The 15411-nt window shown below is 73.1% G+C and carries 17 protein-coding genes; 10 read left to right on the forward strand and 7 right to left on the reverse strand.

Translation table 11 applies throughout. The annotated features are described in order from the left end of the window. Positions 1-257: 257 nt before the first annotated feature. From FR742_RS36900 to FR742_RS36910, 3 genes are read left to right on the forward strand one after another with little or no spacing between them, the layout of a single operon-like run. Entirely contained in the window at positions 258-470 is a 213-nt protein-coding gene (locus FR742_RS36900; protein WP_148035899.1) for a heavy-metal-associated domain-containing protein, read from the forward strand. After that, entirely contained in the window at positions 467-1405 is a 939-nt protein-coding gene (locus tag FR742_RS36905; protein ID WP_148035900.1) for a hypothetical protein, read from the forward strand. Before FR742_RS36900 ends, FR742_RS36905 begins: the two co-directional genes overlap by 4 nt. A gap of 20 nt (positions 1406-1425) precedes the next feature. After that, complete coding sequence (locus tag FR742_RS36910; protein ID WP_148035901.1) at positions 1426-3627, forward strand: cation-translocating P-type ATPase; 2202 nt, start codon at positions 1426-1428, stop codon at positions 3625-3627. A gap of 51 nt (positions 3628-3678) precedes the next feature. On the opposite strand, the gene FR742_RS36915 is transcribed toward FR742_RS36910, so the two are convergent. Together FR742_RS36915 and FR742_RS36920 are read right to left on the reverse strand one after the other, a co-directional pair. Further along, positions 3679-4200, reverse strand: coding sequence for a universal stress protein (locus FR742_RS36915; RefSeq protein ID WP_148035902.1), 522 nt, complete (start codon positions 4198-4200; stop codon positions 3679-3681). Between the two features lie 74 nt (positions 4201-4274). Next, positions 4275-4958, reverse strand: coding sequence for a hypothetical protein (locus FR742_RS36920; protein WP_148035903.1), 684 nt, complete (start codon positions 4956-4958; stop codon positions 4275-4277). A gap of 86 nt (positions 4959-5044) precedes the next feature. On the opposite strand from FR742_RS36920, the gene FR742_RS36925 reads away from it, so the two are divergent. From FR742_RS36925 to FR742_RS36935, 3 genes are read left to right on the forward strand one after another with little or no spacing between them, the layout of a single operon-like run. Further along, on the forward strand, positions 5045-5596 hold the full coding sequence (locus FR742_RS36925) for an MFS transporter (RefSeq protein ID WP_148035904.1): 552 nt from the start codon (positions 5045-5047) through the stop codon (positions 5594-5596). Between the two features lie 59 nt (positions 5597-5655). Next, positions 5656-6174, forward strand: coding sequence for a copper chaperone PCu(A)C (locus tag FR742_RS36930; protein ID WP_148035905.1), 519 nt, complete (start codon positions 5656-5658; stop codon positions 6172-6174). Next, on the forward strand, positions 6174-7385 hold the full coding sequence (locus FR742_RS36935; protein ID WP_148035906.1) for a Dyp-type peroxidase: 1212 nt from the start codon (positions 6174-6176) through the stop codon (positions 7383-7385). Before FR742_RS36930 ends, FR742_RS36935 begins: the two co-directional genes overlap by 1 nt. Before the next feature lie 56 nt (positions 7386-7441). Here FR742_RS36935 and FR742_RS36940 read toward each other — a convergent pair whose 3' ends face one another. Genes FR742_RS36940 through FR742_RS36955 form a run of 4 tightly spaced genes read right to left on the reverse strand, consistent with a single transcriptional unit; the run spans position 7442 to position 10885 of the window. Next, entirely contained in the window at positions 7442-8647 is a 1206-nt protein-coding gene (locus FR742_RS36940) for an ABC transporter permease (RefSeq protein WP_148035907.1), read from the reverse strand. After that, entirely contained in the window at positions 8647-9318 is a 672-nt protein-coding gene (locus tag FR742_RS36945) for an ABC transporter ATP-binding protein (RefSeq protein ID WP_148035908.1), read from the reverse strand. The genes FR742_RS36940 and FR742_RS36945 overlap by 1 nt, the downstream gene beginning before the upstream one ends. Next, positions 9315-10403 (reverse strand): peptidoglycan-binding protein, encoded by a 1089-nt coding sequence (locus FR742_RS36950; RefSeq protein ID WP_148035909.1) that lies wholly within the window; start codon positions 10401-10403, stop codon positions 9315-9317. Before FR742_RS36950 ends, FR742_RS36945 begins: the two co-directional genes overlap by 4 nt. Further along, entirely contained in the window at positions 10403-10885 is a 483-nt protein-coding gene (locus FR742_RS36955) for a hypothetical protein (RefSeq protein ID WP_148035910.1), read from the reverse strand. The genes FR742_RS36950 and FR742_RS36955 overlap by 1 nt, the downstream gene beginning before the upstream one ends. 128 nt (positions 10886-11013) lie before the next feature. Between FR742_RS36955 and FR742_RS36960 the strand changes: the two genes are divergently transcribed. The 4 genes from FR742_RS36960 (at position 11014) to FR742_RS36975 (ending at position 14423) form a co-directional block, all read left to right on the forward strand. Next, complete coding sequence (locus FR742_RS36960; protein ID WP_148035911.1) at positions 11014-11670, forward strand: response regulator transcription factor; 657 nt, start codon at positions 11014-11016, stop codon at positions 11668-11670. Continuing rightward, positions 11667-12854 (forward strand): HAMP domain-containing sensor histidine kinase, encoded by a 1188-nt coding sequence (locus FR742_RS36965; protein WP_148035912.1) that lies wholly within the window; start codon positions 11667-11669, stop codon positions 12852-12854. The genes FR742_RS36960 and FR742_RS36965 overlap by 4 nt, the downstream gene beginning before the upstream one ends. 267 nt (positions 12855-13121) lie before the next feature. Continuing rightward, positions 13122-14129 carry a methyltransferase gene (locus tag FR742_RS36970; protein ID WP_148035913.1) on the forward strand — a complete coding sequence of 336 codons (1008 nt, stop codon included), beginning with the start codon at positions 13122-13124 and terminating at the stop codon, positions 14127-14129. Positions 14130-14168: 39 nt separating this feature from the next. Beyond that, positions 14169-14423, forward strand: a complete 255-nt coding sequence (locus FR742_RS36975; RefSeq protein ID WP_148035914.1) for a hypothetical protein — start codon at positions 14169-14171, stop codon at positions 14421-14423. Here FR742_RS36975 and FR742_RS36980 read toward each other — a convergent pair. Next, the gene (locus FR742_RS36980) at positions 14412-15260 is read right to left on the reverse strand and encodes a fumarylacetoacetate hydrolase family protein (protein ID WP_148035915.1); all 849 of its coding nucleotides are present in this window, start codon (positions 15258-15260) and stop codon (positions 14412-14414) included. The genes FR742_RS36975 and FR742_RS36980 overlap by 12 nt on opposite strands. Between the last annotated feature and the right edge of the window lie 151 nt (positions 15261-15411).

Raw genomic sequence — 15411 nt, forward strand, 5'->3', positions numbered from 1 at the left:
CTCGCCCGCTGGGCAAGACCCAACGGATGCTTTGCAGCCTAGCAAGGGATGGCGGCGGTCCCCGTGTTTGCGCGGACCAGATGTCGGATTGTTCAAGGAACACGCGGCGCCGAGGATTGACATACCCCCTAGCCGTATATATCGTCCTCCGCATACCCCCTCCAGGTATGCACAGCCAGGGTCAAGACATACCCTAGGGGGGTACGGTGTTAGACTCGATACAAGGCATCACGTACGAGCATATGAAGGAGCATGCGATGAGCACCGCCACCTACACCGTCAAGGGCATGACCTGCGGCCACTGTGTGAGTTCCGTCAAGGAGGAGGTCGGCGAGGTGGCCGGCGTGACCTCCGTCGACGTGGACCTCAAGAGCGGCCGGTTGACCGTGGTCAGCGACGGTCCTGTCAATGAGGCGGAGATCAGCGGCGCGGTCAAGGAGGCCGGCTACGAACTGGTGGGGGTGTCATGAGCACGGCAGGCCGGTTGGGCCTCTACGGCGCCGGGCTCGCGGTGATCTTCGCCGCGGCGCTGGGCGCCGGGAGCGCGGCGGGCCAGATCGGGCCCGCCCCCGGCCCGACCGGCCGTACGGCGGAGCAAGTGAAGCAGGGAGAGACGGCCATGGACCACGGAACGGGTGAGCAGGCCGAGGACGGCCACACCGACAGCACGGACGGCCACGCCGACAGCGGGCACTCAGGCGCTACGGATACCCCCGGGGGGCTCCAGGTCTCCCAGGACGGCTACACCTTCACGCGCCTCGCCACCGACGACCCCGACGACTTCCGCTTCACCGTCGACGGCCCCGGCGGCAAGCCGGTGACGGAGTTCGACGTCGAGCACGACAAGAAGCTGCACCTCATCGTCGCCTCCCGCGACCTGACCATCTTCCGGCACCTCCACCCGGAGATGGCCGCCGACGGCACCTGGCGCGTGAAGCTCCCCCTGGACGAGCCCGGCCCGTACCGTGCCTTCGCCGACTTCAAGCCCACCGGCGCCGACAAGCTGACGCTCGGCCTCGACCTGCAGGTGCCGGGCGACTACCGCCCGCGCGAGCTCCCGCACGCGAGCACCGAGGCGCGGACCGGTGACTACACTGTGAGCCTCGCCGGGAGCCTGGAGCCCGGCCGGTCGAGCAAGCTGACGCTCAAGGTGAGCAAGGACGGCAAGCCGGTGACCGACCTGGAGCCCTACCTCGGCGCCTACGGACACCTGGTGGCCCTCAGGGCCGGCGATCTCGCCTATCTGCACGTCCATCCTGAGGAGACCGGCAAGGCGGGCCCGGAGATCACGTTCTTCGCCGAGGTGCCCAGCACCGGCTCCTACCGCCTGTTCCTGGACTTCAAGCACGACGGCAAGGTGCGCACCGCGGCCTTCACGGCCGAGACCGGACCGCACGGCCACTGACGCCTGAGAGGAGAAGGGTGATGACATCACTCACCGACGGCCGCGGAGGCGCGGTCGAGCTCTCGATCGGCGGCATGACGTGTGCTTCCTGCGCGAACCGGATCGAGCGCAAGCTCAACAAGCTCGACGGCGTCACGGCGACGGTCAACTACGCGACCGAGAAGGCCAAGGTCACCTTCCCTGCGGACCTGGACCCGCTGGCGCTGGTCCAGGAGGTGGAGAAGGCCGGTTACACGGCCGAGCTGCCCCACGAGGGGCCCAAGGAAGAAGCGGAGAAGCCGGACAACAGCCTGCGCGACCGGCTGATCGTCGCGGTGGTGCTGAGCGTCCCGGTGGTGGCCATGGCCATGATTCCGGCGCTGCAGTTCCGCTACTGGCAGTGGCTGTCGCTGGCACTGGCCGGGCCGGTCGTGGTGTACGCGGGCTGGCCGTTCCACAAGGCGGCCTGGACGAACCTGCGTCACGGCACCGCCACCATGGACACGCTGGTCTCGATGGGCACGCTCGCGGCCTTCGGCTGGTCGCTGTGGGCGCTGTTCTTCGGCACGGCCGGGATGCCCGGCATGGTCCACCCGTTCGAGCTGACGATCCAGCGCACCGACGGCGCCGGCAACATCTACCTGGAGGCGGCGGCCGGGGTGACGGCGTTCATCCTGGCCGGGCGCTACTTCGAGTCGCGGTCCAAGCGGAAGGCCGGGGCCGCGCTCCGGGCGCTGATGGAGCTGGGCGCCAAGGACGTGGAGCTGGCCGACGGCCGCCGCGTCCCGGCCGACCAGCTCAAGGCGGGTGACCTGTTCGTGGTCAGGCCGGGCGAGAAGATCGCGACCGACGGCGTGATCGAGGAAGGCACGTCCGCCGTCGACGCCTCGATGCTGACCGGCGAGTCCGTGCCGGTCGAGGTGCGGCCGGGCGACGCGGTGACGGGCGCGACGGTGAACGCGGGCGGCCGGCTCGTCGTCCGCGCCACCCGGGTCGGCGCCGACACCCAGCTGGCGCAGATGGCCAGGCTGGTGGAGGAGGCCCAGACGGGCAAGGCCGAGGTGCAGCGGCTCGCCGACCGCATCTCGGGCGTGTTCGTACCGATCGTGATCGCGCTCGCCGTGGGCACGCTCGGGTTCTGGCTCGGTACGGGCAACGGCGCGGGCGCGGCGTTCACCGCGGCGGTGGCGGTGCTGATCATCGCCTGCCCGTGCGCGCTGGGGCTGGCGACGCCGACGGCGCTGCTGGTCGGCACCGGAAGGGGCGCCCAGCTCGGCATCCTGATCAAAGGCCCGGAGGTGCTGGAGTCCACCCGCAAGGCGGACACGATCGTGCTCGACAAGACCGGCACGGTCACCGCGGGCCGGATGACGCTCACCGGGGTCCACGTCGCCGAGGGCGAGGACGAGGCCGAGGTGCTGCGCCTGGCCGGCGCGCTGGAGCACGCCTCCGAGCACCCGATCGCCCAGGCCGTGGCCAGGGCCGCCCGGTCGGACGCCACGGTCGAGGACTTCGCGAACGTCGAGGGCCTCGGCGTGCAGGGCGTCGTCGACGGGCACGCGGTGCTGGTCGGCCGGCCCAGGCTGCTGGAGGAGTGGTCGCAGCACCTCACCCCCGAGCTCGTGGAGGCTCTGGAGCAGGCGCAGGCCGCGGGCCGCACCGCGGTCGCGGTCGGCTGGGACGGCCGGGCCCGTGCCGTGCTGGTGGTGTCCGACGTGGTGAAGCCCACCAGCGCGGAGGCGGTCGCGGAGCTGAAGCGGCTCGGCCTCACCCCGGTGCTGCTGACCGGCGACAACGAGAAGGTCGCCCGCGCGGTGGCGGCCGAGGTGGGCATCGACGAGGTGATCGCCGAGGTGCTGCCCGCGGACAAGGTCGAGGTGGTCAAGCGCCTGCAGGGCGAGGGCAAGGTCGTGGCGATGGTGGGCGACGGCGTCAACGACGCGGCCGCGCTCGCCCAGGCCGACCTGGGGCTGGCCATGGGCACCGGCACCGACGCGGCCATCGAGGCGTCCGACCTGACGCTGGTCCGCGGCGACCTGCGGGTGACGGCCGACGCGCTGCGCCTGTCGCGCAGGACGCTCGCCACCATCAAGGGCAACCTGTTCTGGGCGTTCGCCTACAACGTGGCCGCGCTGCCCCTGGCCGCGATGGGGCTGCTCAACCCGATGATCGCGGGAGCCGCGATGGCGTTCTCCAGCGTGTTCGTGGTGAGCAACAGCCTGCGGCTGCGCGCTTTCAAGTGAGACCGTCCGTCGCGGGCCCGGCAGTGCCGGGCCCGCGACGGGCTTCGCGCGTCAATCGTGCCTGCGGCTCCAGAACCGGCGGGAGCGGTCTTCTGACATCTCGGGTTCGTCGGGCGGGGTGGGCTGCTGCACGATCACCACCGTCGTCTTGGCGTGACGCGCGCAGTACATGCTGGTCGAGGGCAGGAACATGCGGCTGAGCAGGCCGCGGCGGCTGCGCCCGAGCACCAGCAGGTCGCCCTCGCGGGCCAGGTCGACGAGGTGGTAGCCGGGGTCGCCGACCCTGGACACCATGACCGTGTGGAGGTCCTCCGGCAGGCCTCCCGCCACGTCCTCGAACACGCCGGCGATCACCTCGCCGCAGCGTGCCTCCTCACCCGATCTGATGGCGTGCTGCACGGGCAGCGCCTCCGGGAACGGGTGCACCGGAGCCCGGCTGACATGTACGGCGACGAGAGCCATGCGGCGCAGCCGCGCGGTCCCGATCGCCCAGGCGAGCGCCCAGCGCGCGGCCGGAGTCTCGTCGACGCCCACGATGAGCCGCACGCCGCCGGGCAGGTCCTGATCCACCACGCCCCTCCCTTACCGAGGTACGTACCATAGTGCGCCTTTCGGCTAGTTACCGGGAGGTGTGAGTTTCGGACCTCTCACACCAGTGCGAGCAAGCCGGTATAGAGGGTTTCGCGTTCCGGCTCGGAAAAGGCTTCGTACGGCACCGCCGCGCGGCGGTTGGTGCCCGCCTCGATGCGTTCGCGCAGCGGGCCGGGCTCCAGTGCGACGACCTCGGCCGCGGTCATTCCCGCCGCCTGCCAGGCCGCCGCGTGCGCGTCGGCGCGGGCGTAGCGTAGCGCCGCCAGCCGGTTGAACAGCAGCAGCCCCGCCGGTGCCCCCTCGGGTTCGTACGGGGGAGCCATCACCGCGAGCGCGTCACCCGGCTCCGCCATGGCCTTGCCGAGCACCCGTCCCGCCAGCGCGGCGAGGGTCTCGACGTCGTGGTCCCGCCAGATCCGGCCCGCCACGGCCGCGTGCGTCTCGTACAGCCTGTGCACGAGGTCCAGGCCCCGCTCCGTCAGTCGCAGCGTGCCGTCGTCGTCGGCCAGTTCGCCGCGCCGGACGTGCTCCCGGATGCTCTCCTCCCGGTCGTCCCCGTACCGGTGGACGGCGGCCAGGTCGCGTCTGGTGAGGGTGCGCAGCGGGAGCGTGAACCGCAGGTCGTTCAGCAGTCCGAGGGCGCCGGGTCTGCGTGTGGCGGCGTGCAGGTTGACGTGGACCGCGTCGATGACCGGGGCGATCGCCGCCGCGTACGCGTGCGGGTCCGTGGGCGTCAGCATCCCGCGCCATTATGCCGGTCTCGCCGGAAATCTTGGGCTGTGTCGGGAGAAGGACCGAGGGGGTGGCGTGAAATCATGTCGGCATCGTGCCGTCCAGCCTTCCGTTCCGCCTCGCCCGCACCGCGGTGTTCGCCGTGGTGTGTCTCAGCCTCGGCATGGTGGCCCACTCCCTGGCGGGCGGGAGCGTGCCGGGGCCGGCCATGGTGGCCGGGTTCTTCGTGGCCGCCGGGGGCGCGTACCCGCTGGCCGGGCGGGAGCGGGGCCCGCGGGCGATCCTGGCGCTGCTGGGCGGTCTGCAGCTCGTCCTGCACGTGATGTTCTCGCTCTCCCACGCCGTCTCCCCCGCCGCCGGGGCCGCGCACGCCGCGCACGCCTCGGCCGGGCTGGCCCCCGACCTCGGGATGTTCGTCGCCCACGGGTGGGCGGTCGGGCTGACCGCGCTCTGGCTGGCGCGCGGGGAGGCCGCGCTGTGGGGGCTGCTGCGCCGCCTGGCCACGCGGCTCGTCACCGTGCTGCTGCCGGTGCCGGCGACGCCGTTCGTCGAGCTGCCCCACGCCGAGCCGCCGGTGCTGCGCTCGGCGATCCTCCGGCATGCCGTCAGCGGGCGCGGGCCGCCCGCGGTCATCGGAATCCGCTGACCTTTTTCCGATGACCGACGCCCCGGCGACTTCCGCCGCGGGCGCAGGAAGGCATGTCCATGAACACCCGTTCCGCCCTGCTCGTCACCGCCACGGCCGTGCTCCTCGCCGGCTGCGGCGCCGCCACCCCGGCCGCCGGGCCCGCGCCCACCACCGGCGTCGAGGCCGCCGCCCCGGCCCAGGCGCTCACCATCACCGACCCCTGGGTGAAGGCGGTGAAGGAGGGGATGACCGCCGCGTTCGGCACCCTCGTCAACCACACCGACAGCCCCATCACCGTCGTCGCGGGCGCCTCGCCGCTCTCGCCGGAGATCGAGCTGCACGAGGTGGTCGAGTCCGACAAAAAGATGATCATGCGGCCGAAGGACGGCGGGTTCGTCGTCCCGGCGCGTGGCAGCCACGAGCTCAAGCCCGGCGGCGACCACATCATGCTGATGGGCGTCAAGGAGGAGGTGAAGCCCGGCGCGGAGATCCCGTTCACGCTGACGCTGCAGGAAGGTCCCCCGCTGGAGTTCACCGCCGTCGGCAAGGACTTCGCGGGCGCGAAGGAGGACTACCAGCCGGGCACGGACCACTGATGGCCGAGCAGAGGATCACCCGGCGCGGGCTGTTCGCCGCCGGGGCGGCGACGGCCGTGGGCACGGCGGCGGGCACGGTGGCCGGCACGATGGCCGGCACGATGGCCGGCACTGCCGCCGGCGCCTCGCCGAGCGGCGCTGCCACGGAGGTCCCGTCCGGTACGGCCACGGAACCGTTCCACGGCGTCCACCAGGCCGGGATCGCCACGTCCCCGCAGGCGCACGCCGTGTTCGTCGCGTTCGACCTCAAGCGCGGCACCGGACGGGAGCCGATCGCCCGGCTCATGCGGTTGCTGACCGACGACGCGCGCCGGCTCACCCTGGGCCGGGGCGCGCTCGCCGACACCGAGCCCGAACTGGCCGCCTCCCCCGCCAGGCTGACGGTCACGTTCGGGTTCGGCCCCGGCCTGTTCGAGGCGGCCGGGGTGGAATCGCCGGTCCGGCAGCTGCCGGAGTTCGAGACGGACAAGCTGGAGGACCGCTGGTCCGGCGGTGACCTGCTGGTGCAGATCTGCGCCGACGACCCGCTGACCGTCGCGCACGCGCTGCGGATGGTGGTCAAGGACGCGCGGGCGTTCGCGCGGGTGCGCTGGACGCAGCGCGGCTTCCGGCGCGGCGCGCACGTCCAGCCCGCCGGCGCCACCCAGCGCAACCTGATGGGCCAGCTCGACGGCACCGTCAACCCGGCCGACCTGGACCGGGCGGTCTGGCTCGGCCAGGGCCCGCTGCGCGGCGGCACCACGCTGGTGCTGCGCCGGATCCGCATGGACCTGGAGACCTGGGACGAGCTGGACAGGACCGGCAGGGAGTTCACGATCGGCCGCCGCCTCGCCGACGGCGCGCCGCTCACCGGCCGGGCCGAGCACGACGAGCCCGACTTCGGCAGGCTGAACCGGCTCGGCTTCCCCGTCATCTCCGAGTACGCGCACATCAGGCGGGCCCGGGTGGACGATCCCGGCGCCCGCATGCTGCGGCGGCCGTACAACTACGACGACGGGCTGGCCGAGGACGGCATCCCTGACTCCGGGCTGCTGTTCGCCGCCTACCAGGCGGACGTGGACAAGCAGTTCGTCCCGGTGCAGCGGCGGCTGGCCGAAGGCGACCTGCTCAACGAGTGGATCACCGCGATCGGCTCGGCGGTGTTCGCGATCCCGCCCGGGTGCGCCCCGGACGGCTGGATCGGCGAGACGCTGCTCGCGGACGGGCCTTGACGGCGCGTCCGTAGACGCCGGGCCCGGTCGGTCAGGAACCGCCCGGGCCCGGTCGGTCAGGGGCTGGCCAGGGCTTCCGTCGGGGAGAGGCGGGCGGCGCGGATCGCCGGGTAGAGCCCGGCGACCGCGCCGATGACCAGCGTCGCGGCCAGGCCGCCCGCCGTCGCCTCGGCGGGGATCACGGACGGCCACTCCTCGTAGGCGGCGTAGCCGACGGTGACGGCGGCGCCGACGCACACGCCGCCCACCCCGCCGATCGCCGACAGCAGCAGCGACTCGGCCAGGAACTGGGTGCGGATCTGGCCGCGGGTGGCGCCCAGCGAGCGGCGCAGGCCGATCTCGGCCCGCCGCTCCAGCACCGAGATGACCATGGTGTTGGCGACCCCCACCCCGCCGACGATCAGCGCCACCGCGCCGACGCCCAGCAGCAGGCCGGTGAACGCCTGGTCGGTGGCCTGCTTGGCGGCCAGCGCGTCCGACGGGCGGGAGACGTCGACCTCGTTGGGCGCCTCCGGGTTGCCGGTTCCGGCCAGCACGTCCCGTACCGCGTCCATGTGCCGCTCGTCCACCCGCGTGTAGAGCACGGTGGGGTGGCCGTCGAAGCCCAGCCGCTCCTCCGCGACCGGCCAGCCGACCAGCGCCGCGGTGTCCAGCTCCACGGCGAGCGCCACCGGCTCCAGGACGCCGACGACGGTGAACCGCCGGCCGCCGACCAGCACCTGCGTGTCGGGCCCGACCGCGCCGACGCCGAGCCGTTCGGCCGTGGCCGAGCCGAGCACCACGGCCGGGTAGGCGTGCGTGGCCGCGTTGAGCCAGGTGCCGGCGCGCAGCGTCGCCCCCACGGAGTCGAGCAGGTCGAGCCGGGCCGCGTAGGCGGAGATGCCGCCGGTCCGCGCCTCGGGGATCTCCTCCGACCGGTACACCTTGGCGTCCTGGATTTGCCCGACCGACGACACTGACAGCACCGGGCCGATGCGCTCGATCATCGCCTCGGCCTCCACCGGCATCTTGGCCTCCTCGCCGCTGAGGGTCTGCCCGGACGAGACCGTGAGCAGGTTCGTGCCCAGCGCGGACAGCTGGCGGTCCAGCTCGGCGCCGGACGAGGAGGAGATGCCGACCACGCCGATCATCGCCGCGATGCCGATGGCGATGCCCAGCGCCGACAGGAACGCCCGCAGCGGGCGGGTGCGCAGCCCGACCGCGCCGACCCTGAGCACGTCGCGCGGCCGCAACCGGGGCGGGGTGAGATCACGGCCGGCCATCAGGCCGCCCCGGCTTGGTCGGCGACGATCCGGCCGTCGCGCATCCGGACCTGGCGGGGCAGCCTGCCGGCGATCTCCGGGTCGTGCGTGATGATCAGCACCGTCGTACCGGACGCGTGCAGCTCGCGCAGCAGCTCCATCACCCCCGCCCCGGACGCCGAGTCGAGCGCGCCGGTCGGCTCGTCGGCCAGCAGCAGCGGCGGGTCGCCGGCCACCGCCCTGGCGATGGCCACCCGCTGCCGCTCGCCGCCGGACAGCTCGTGCGGCTCGTGGTCCATGCGGTGGGCGAGCCCCACCCGCTCCAGCGCGGCCCGCGCGCGGCGGCGCCGCTCGGCCCTCGGCAGGCCGCTGTAGAGCAGGCCGTCGGCCACGTTCTCCAGCGCCGGCACGTTCGCGGCCAGGTGGAACTGCTGGAACACGAACCCGATCCCGGTCCCCCGCAGCGCCGACAGCCGGTTGTCCGACAGCGTCGCGACGTCGTATCCGTCGACGCGTACCGTGCCCGACGTGGGCCGGTCGAGCGTGCCGATGGTGTTGAGCATGGTCGACTTGCCGGACCCGGACGGGCCCGCGATGGCGACCATCTCGCCGCGCCGGATCTCCAGCGACACGTCGTCCAGCGCGGTGACGCCGCCGGGGTAGACCTTGCTCACGCGGGAAAGCTCGATCATTTCGCCATCCCCACCGTCATGCCCTCGGTGAGCCCGTCGCCGGTGATCTCCACCCGGCCGCCGGAGAACAGGCCGGTCTCGACCGGGACGTAACGGGTGGCGCCGCCTTCGACGACCTCCACGCCGAACCCGCCCTCGCGCAGCGCCACCAGGGCGGCGACCGGGACGGTGAGCACGTTCTCGCGCTCCTCGGCGGTGAACCTCACGTCCACCGCCGCCAGGTCGAGGTCAGCCACCTTCTCGCCGGTGAGCGAGACAAGTGCCTCGACCTTGGTCTGCGGCTCCTCGTTCCCCTGCCCCGGGACGATCACGGTGGCGACCTCGGTGATCTTGCCCCTGACCTCCTGGCCGCCGGGCAGCGTGACCGTCACCTTGGCGCCCTCCTTCGCCAGCCGCCGGTCCTCGGAGTCGAGCTGGACGGTGACGACCTTGGCGGTGCCGGTGTAGCCGAGCACCTTCTGGCCGGGCGCGGCGGGCCGGCCGGTCTCGGCGTCCACGGTGTCCACCCGGACCCTGCCGTCGGCGAACACCACCCGGCCCAGCTCGACCACGCCGGTCTCCGGCAGGCCGCGGTCCTCCTGCCAGGCCATGACCGCCCGCGCCGTGGCCCAGGTGTACGTGTCGTCGACGGTGAAGCCGTCGTAGCCGAGCTTGCTCAGGTTGCGTTCGAGGTTCGCCACGTCACGGCCCTCGGCGCCGACCGCCAGGTCCCGGTACGCGGGCGTGCTCCCGTACATGAGCACCACCGGATCGTCGTCCACCTTGTAGAGCGGCTCGCCGCGGGTGATCACGTCGTCGCCGCCGGGCAGCCAGGTGACGGTGCCGCGCATGCGGTTGGTCACCGAGGCGGCCGGGCCGAAGCCCAGCTCGCCGTCGGCCTCCCGCGTGTCCCGCAGGGTCTCCTCGGCGATCGTCGCGGTGGCCGGCGGCAGCGCGGCGGCGGGCCGCCCGGCCGGGGCCCTGTCCAGCACGCCGAGACCGGCGGCGGCCACCGCGCCGGCCAGCACGGTCGCGGTGGCCAGCCAGGCCGCCCGACGGCCGCGGCGGCGTCGCGGGGCCGTCTCCTCGATCGTGACGGCGCCCATCACTTGCTTCCCGGACCGGGCCGGTCCATCTGGCACTTCTTCTCCGCGGCCTCGAAGTCGGGGTCGTCGCCGACGTCCTTGGTGATGCGGACCCTGCCGCCCTCGGGATCGGGGAAGTTCTCCACGCCGTTCTCACGCATGCAGGCAGCGATCTTGAGCAGTTCGTCGTTGCTCTCGCCGTCGGCACGCCCGCCGCCGGGCGGCTGCCACTCCTTGCACGCCTCACGGGCCTGCTCCATCTTCTCCTGGGTGCCGGGGCCCATCGTCATCCGTATGCCCTCGCCCGGCTTGGGGTCGGGGACGTCGACGCCGTTCTCGCGCATGCACTGCGCCCACTTCAGGCCCCGCTCCTCGCCGTCCAGACTCGGCGCGGCGCTCGCGGTGGGATCGCCGCCCGCGGAGGCCACGCCGGGGGCCTCCGCGCCGCATCCGGTCAGCGCCAGCGCGAGCGCCGCGGTCACGCCGAGCATCCGTACTCGCATCACGTTCTCCTCGTCGGGCCGGAACCGTTCCGGCCGCCTGAGAGGAGATGGAACCGACGAGCCGGTTTCCCGGCGGTTTCCATGAGCGCTAACGGGGAGTAAACAGCCGATCCGCCACGATTCCCGGCATGCGAGTGCTGGTAGTGGAGGACGAGCGCATCCTGGCCGACGCGATAGCCGAGTGGCTGCGCGACGAGACGCACGCCGTGGACACCGCCGGCGACGGCGAGTCGGCGCTGGAGCGGATCGCGGTCAACGACTACGACGTGGTCATCCTGGACCGGGACCTGCCACTCGTGCATGGCGACGACGTGTGCAGGCACCTCGTGGAGTCGGATTCGACGGCGCGGGTGCTGATGCTCACCGCGGCGGGGGAGATCGACGACCGGGTGACGGGGCTGTCGCTGGGCGCCGACGACTACCTGGCCAAGCCGTTCGCCTTCGCCGAGCTGTCGGCCCGGGTGCAGGCGCTCGGCCGGCGCGCCCGGCCGGCCCTGCCGCCGGTGCTGCGCCGCGCGGGGATCACGCTCGACCCGGCCCGGCGCGAGGTGTACCGGAACGGGCGGTACGTGCCGCTGTCGAACAAGGAGTTCGCCGTGCTCGCCGAGCTGCTGCGGGCCGGCGGCGCCGTGATCTCCTCCGAGCAGCTCCTGGAGAAGGCGTGGGACGAGAACGCGGACCCGTTCACCGGCGTGGTCCGGCTGACCGTGCTCAAGCTGCGGCGCAAGCTGGGCGACCCGCCGGTGGTGCTGACCGTGACCGGCGCGGGCTACCGCATCCCATGAGGCTGTCGCTGCGCCTGCGGCTCACGGTCGTGTACGGCGCGCTGTTCATGCTGGCCGGCGTGGTGCTCGTCGGCGTCACGTACCTGCTGTTCAACCAGGAGCTGGTACGGATCTTCGAGGAGAAGTACGGCGACCCCGGCGGGAACCGGCACAGGTTCATCTCCGTCATCAAGGACGGGGTGATGCTCAGCCCCGAGGCGTCGCAGCGGCTGCTGGCCGAGCAGGAGGCCGACCTGCGCGCCGCCGCGACCACGTCCCTGCTGGCCCAGGGGGTGATCGCGGTGGTCGTGGTCGCCTGCCTGGCGACGGCGCTGGGCTGGGTGGTGGCCGGGCGGGTGCTGGCCCCGCTGCACAAGGTGACCGCGACCGCGCGCCGCATCGCCGCCGCCCCCGACGCCGACCGCGGCCTGCGCGAGCGGATCGACCTGGACGGGCCGATCGACGAGGTCAAGGAGCTGGCCGACACCTTCGACGCCATGGTGGCGCGGCTCGACCGGTCCTTCGACGGGCAGCGCAGGTTCGTCGCCAACGCCTCGCACGAGCTGCGCACCCCGCTGACGCTCAACCGCGCCCTGGTCGAGCTGGCCATGCACCGCCGCTCCGCCTCCGCCGACGTCAAGCGGCTCGGGGAGAGCCTGCTGGAGATCAACGTCAGGCACGAGCGGCTCATCTCCGGGCTGCTGCTGCTCGCGCGGGCCGAGCACGAGGTGACCGACCGGTCGCCGGTCGACCTCGCCGACGTCGTGGCGCACGTGGTCGCCCAGACCGCCCCCGAGGCGGCGCAGGAGAAGGTCACGGTGTACGAGGAAGCGTTCCCCGCGCCCACGACCGGTGACGCGCTGCTGCTCGAACGGCTGGTGACGAACCTGGTGGAGAACGGCGTCCGGCACAACCTGCGCGACGGCACCGGCTGGGTCCGGATCGCCAGCCGGACGGCCACCGGCGGGCGGGTCACGGTGACGGTCACCAACACGGGCCCCGTCGTGCCGCCGTACGACGTGCCGGAGCTGTTCAAGCCGTTCCGCCGGCTCAACGGCGAGCGCACCGTCACGGGCAAGAGCGCGGGCCTGGGCCTGTCGATCGTCCGGTCGGTGGCCCGCGCCCACGGCGGCGACGTGACGGCCCATCCCCGGGAGGGCGGCGGCCTGGTGATGACGGCCACGCTCCCCCGCGCCGTGCCGTGACCGGCGCGGCGGGTCCGTCGAGCGAGTCCCCGCGCCCGGCGGACCCCGCCGCACCCGGCCGCCCACCCCCGGACGGCCGTCCCGCGTGAGGGTGCGGGTACCGGACACGATGGCGGTCACGGCCCGCCGTTCACCAGACCACTTTCTGCCCGGTTTCTGCTCACTCGCCCCGGCCGTACGTCACGACACGCGTCCTCGCGCGTACGGCGAACCCCGGCGAGCCGATGGACAATGACGGCGCGGCAACCGATCCAGCAGGAGGGTTCCATGCCACCCGACCCGGCCCAGCGGCTGCTGGGTTACATCGACGGCGCCTGGGTGGCGTCGGCGGTCTGCGCCGCGGCCGAGCTCGGGGTGGCCGACGCGCTGGCCGGTGGCGCGCGCGACGCCGACCAGCTGGCGCGGGCCGTGGGCGCCCACCCCGGCGCGCTCTACCGGCTGCTGCGGGCGCTCGCCGACCTGGGCGTGCTGCGCGAGCTCGACGGCCGCGTGTTCGAGCTGACCGAGACGGGCGAACGGCTGCGGCGGGACCACCCGGAGTCGCAGCGCGGGTTCGCCGTGATGCTCGGCTCGTCGTGGCACCGGCGGGCCTGGTCGGGTTTCGCCGACAGCGTGCGGACCGGCGAGTCGGCGTTCGAGCGCGTCTTCGGCCCGGCCTTCGACCACTTCCGCGACCATCCCGAGCACGGCGAGGTGCTGAACGACGCGATGACGTCGGTGTCCGCCGCGTTCGTGTGGCCGGCGGTGCGCGGCCACGACTTCACCCGGTACGGGACCGTCGTCGACGTGGGCGGAGGCCACGGCGCGATGCTCGCGGCCATCCTGTCGGCGCATCCGCAGGGGCGCGGCGTGCTGTTCGACCTGCCGCACGTCATCGAGGGAGCGGGCGGGCCGCTCGTGGAGGCGGGCGTGGCCGACCGGTGCGAGCTGGTGGGCGGCGACTTCTTCACGTCGGTGCCGCCCGGCGGCGACGCCTACCTGCTGTCCAACGTCGTCCACGACTGGGGCGACGACGACGCCGTCCGGATCCTGGCGAGCTGCCGGCGGGCGATGAACGACGGCGGCCGCGTGCTGCTCTGCGAGGCCGTCATCCCGGACCCGCCGCGCGAGCCGACCGCCGCCACCGTGATCGACCTGGAGATGCTGGTCATCGCCAAGGGCGCCAGGCAGCGCACGGCGGGCGAGTACGCGGAGCTGTTCGAGCGGGCCGGTCTGCGGTTGGCCGGCGTCACCGGCGGCGGCGTCTTCGACGTCGTGGAGGCGGTCCCCGGATGAGCCGGTTTACTCCTCTCCGCGACGGAGCACGTTCTGGCCATGAACCAGGCGCCATCCGGACATGACCACACGAGGTGCACGCCCGCGCAGCTCTTCGAGATCACCGTCCTGGACACCACGGGCGACGACACCCGGTGGCACACCATCGGCTGGGGCATCGGCCGCCAGGACGCCGACGCCCTCGCGCGGTCCTTCGTGACCCGCCGGCTCTGCCCGTACGAGCGAGCCCGGGTCCGCCACAACGGCCGGCTGCTCGCCGAGCACCACCGGCCCGTGACCGGCTCAGGCCGGTGAGACGACCTCCAGGGCGGGGCGCACGTCGTTGGCGAGCGTGCCGACGCCGTCGATGACGATCTCCACCCGGTCCCCGGGCAGCAGCGTGAAGTCCGGACCGGGGACCATGCAGGTGCCGGTCGACAGCACCACGCCCCGGGGGAAGCGCTCGGCCTTGAACAGGTAGCCGGCCAGCTCGTCGACGCGGCGGTGGAGCTGGGCCGTGCTCGCCTCGTCCGACCAGACGACGCGGCCCTCGCGGGTGATGGTCACCGCCATCGCCAGGTCGTAGGGGTCGGGCACCTCCCAGGCGGGGCGGATGCCGGGGCCGAGCGCCGTCGCTCCCGCGTACATCTTGGCCTGGGGCAGGTAGAGCGGGTTGTCGCCCTCGATGGAGCGGCTGCTGACGTCGTCACAGACGGTGTAGCCGGCGATCTCGCCGCTCGCGGCGATCACCACGGCCAGCTCGGGCTCGGGCACGTCCCAGGTGGAGTCCTCGCGCACGCCGATCGTCTCGCCGTGGCCGCGCACCCGCCAGCCGACCGACTTGAAGAACAGCTCGGGCCGTTCGGCGTCGTAGACCCGCTGGTAGATGTCGGGTTCGGTGCTCTCCTCCACCCGGGCCTCGCGGGAGCGGCGGTAGGTGACGCCGGCCGCCCACACCTCGGTGCCGGCGTCGACCGGGGCGGCGGGGGTCACCGGGTCGACCGGCTCGGTGGCGCGGGCGAGCTGGTCGCGGAAGTGGGCGAGGTCGGCGGACAGCGCGTCGCCGAGGGAGAAACCGGTGGGCAGCGCCCGGTCGCCGTCCTCGGCGCGGACCACCCAGCGGGGCGATTGAGCGGACCTGACGAGGTGCATGCGCGCCCTTCTGCCGGAATGTCGGGGAGGACCAGCCTAAGACATCCGATGAAAGTTTCAACGGGTTTCGGCAGGCAGGCGTTCTGCCGGGTTCGCCGCACTTGACGAAGCGGTGCGTCCTCGCTGATCTAGTCCTGGGGGAAAGCGCTTT

The sequence above is a fragment of the Nonomuraea sp. C10 genome (assembly GCF_008017515.1).
Classification (GTDB): domain Bacteria; phylum Actinomycetota; class Actinomycetes; order Streptosporangiales; family Streptosporangiaceae; genus Nonomuraea; species Nonomuraea ferruginea.

What these genes read in the sequence shown, in the direction of transcription:
- FR742_RS36920 (WP_148035903.1), bottom strand. Translation starts at nt 4,958, where the DNA reads ATGCTGACGCCCACGGACCCGCACGCGTACGCGGCGGCGATCGCCCCG.
- FR742_RS36910 (WP_148035901.1), top strand. Translation starts at nt 1,426, where the DNA reads ATGACATCACTCACCGACGGCCGCGGAGGCGCGGTCGAGCTCTCGATC.
- FR742_RS36900 (WP_148035899.1), top strand. Translation starts at nt 258, where the DNA reads ATGAGCACCGCCACCTACACCGTCAAGGGCATGACCTGCGGCCACTGT.
- FR742_RS36940 (WP_148035907.1), bottom strand. Translation starts at nt 8,647, where the DNA reads ATGGCCGGCCGTGATCTCACCCCGCCCCGGTTGCGGCCGCGCGACGTG.
- FR742_RS36960 (WP_148035911.1), top strand. Translation starts at nt 11,014, where the DNA reads ATGCGAGTGCTGGTAGTGGAGGACGAGCGCATCCTGGCCGACGCGATA.
- FR742_RS36965 (WP_148035912.1), top strand. Translation starts at nt 11,667, where the DNA reads ATGAGGCTGTCGCTGCGCCTGCGGCTCACGGTCGTGTACGGCGCGCTG.
- FR742_RS36945 (WP_148035908.1), bottom strand. Translation starts at nt 9,318, where the DNA reads ATGATCGAGCTTTCCCGCGTGAGCAAGGTCTACCCCGGCGGCGTCACC.
- FR742_RS36950 (WP_148035909.1), bottom strand. Translation starts at nt 10,403, where the DNA reads ATGGGCGCCGTCACGATCGAGGAGACGGCCCCGCGACGCCGCCGCGGC.
- FR742_RS36930 (WP_148035905.1), top strand. Translation starts at nt 5,656, where the DNA reads ATGAACACCCGTTCCGCCCTGCTCGTCACCGCCACGGCCGTGCTCCTC.
- FR742_RS36970 (WP_148035913.1), top strand. Translation starts at nt 13,122, where the DNA reads ATGCCACCCGACCCGGCCCAGCGGCTGCTGGGTTACATCGACGGCGCC.
- FR742_RS36955 (WP_148035910.1), bottom strand. Translation starts at nt 10,885, where the DNA reads ATGCGAGTACGGATGCTCGGCGTGACCGCGGCGCTCGCGCTGGCGCTG.
- FR742_RS36935 (WP_148035906.1), top strand. Translation starts at nt 6,174, where the DNA reads ATGGCCGAGCAGAGGATCACCCGGCGCGGGCTGTTCGCCGCCGGGGCG.
- FR742_RS36980 (WP_148035915.1), bottom strand. Translation starts at nt 15,260, where the DNA reads ATGCACCTCGTCAGGTCCGCTCAATCGCCCCGCTGGGTGGTCCGCGCC.
- FR742_RS36975 (WP_148035914.1), top strand. Translation starts at nt 14,169, where the DNA reads ATGAACCAGGCGCCATCCGGACATGACCACACGAGGTGCACGCCCGCG.
- FR742_RS36905 (WP_148035900.1), top strand. Translation starts at nt 467, where the DNA reads ATGAGCACGGCAGGCCGGTTGGGCCTCTACGGCGCCGGGCTCGCGGTG.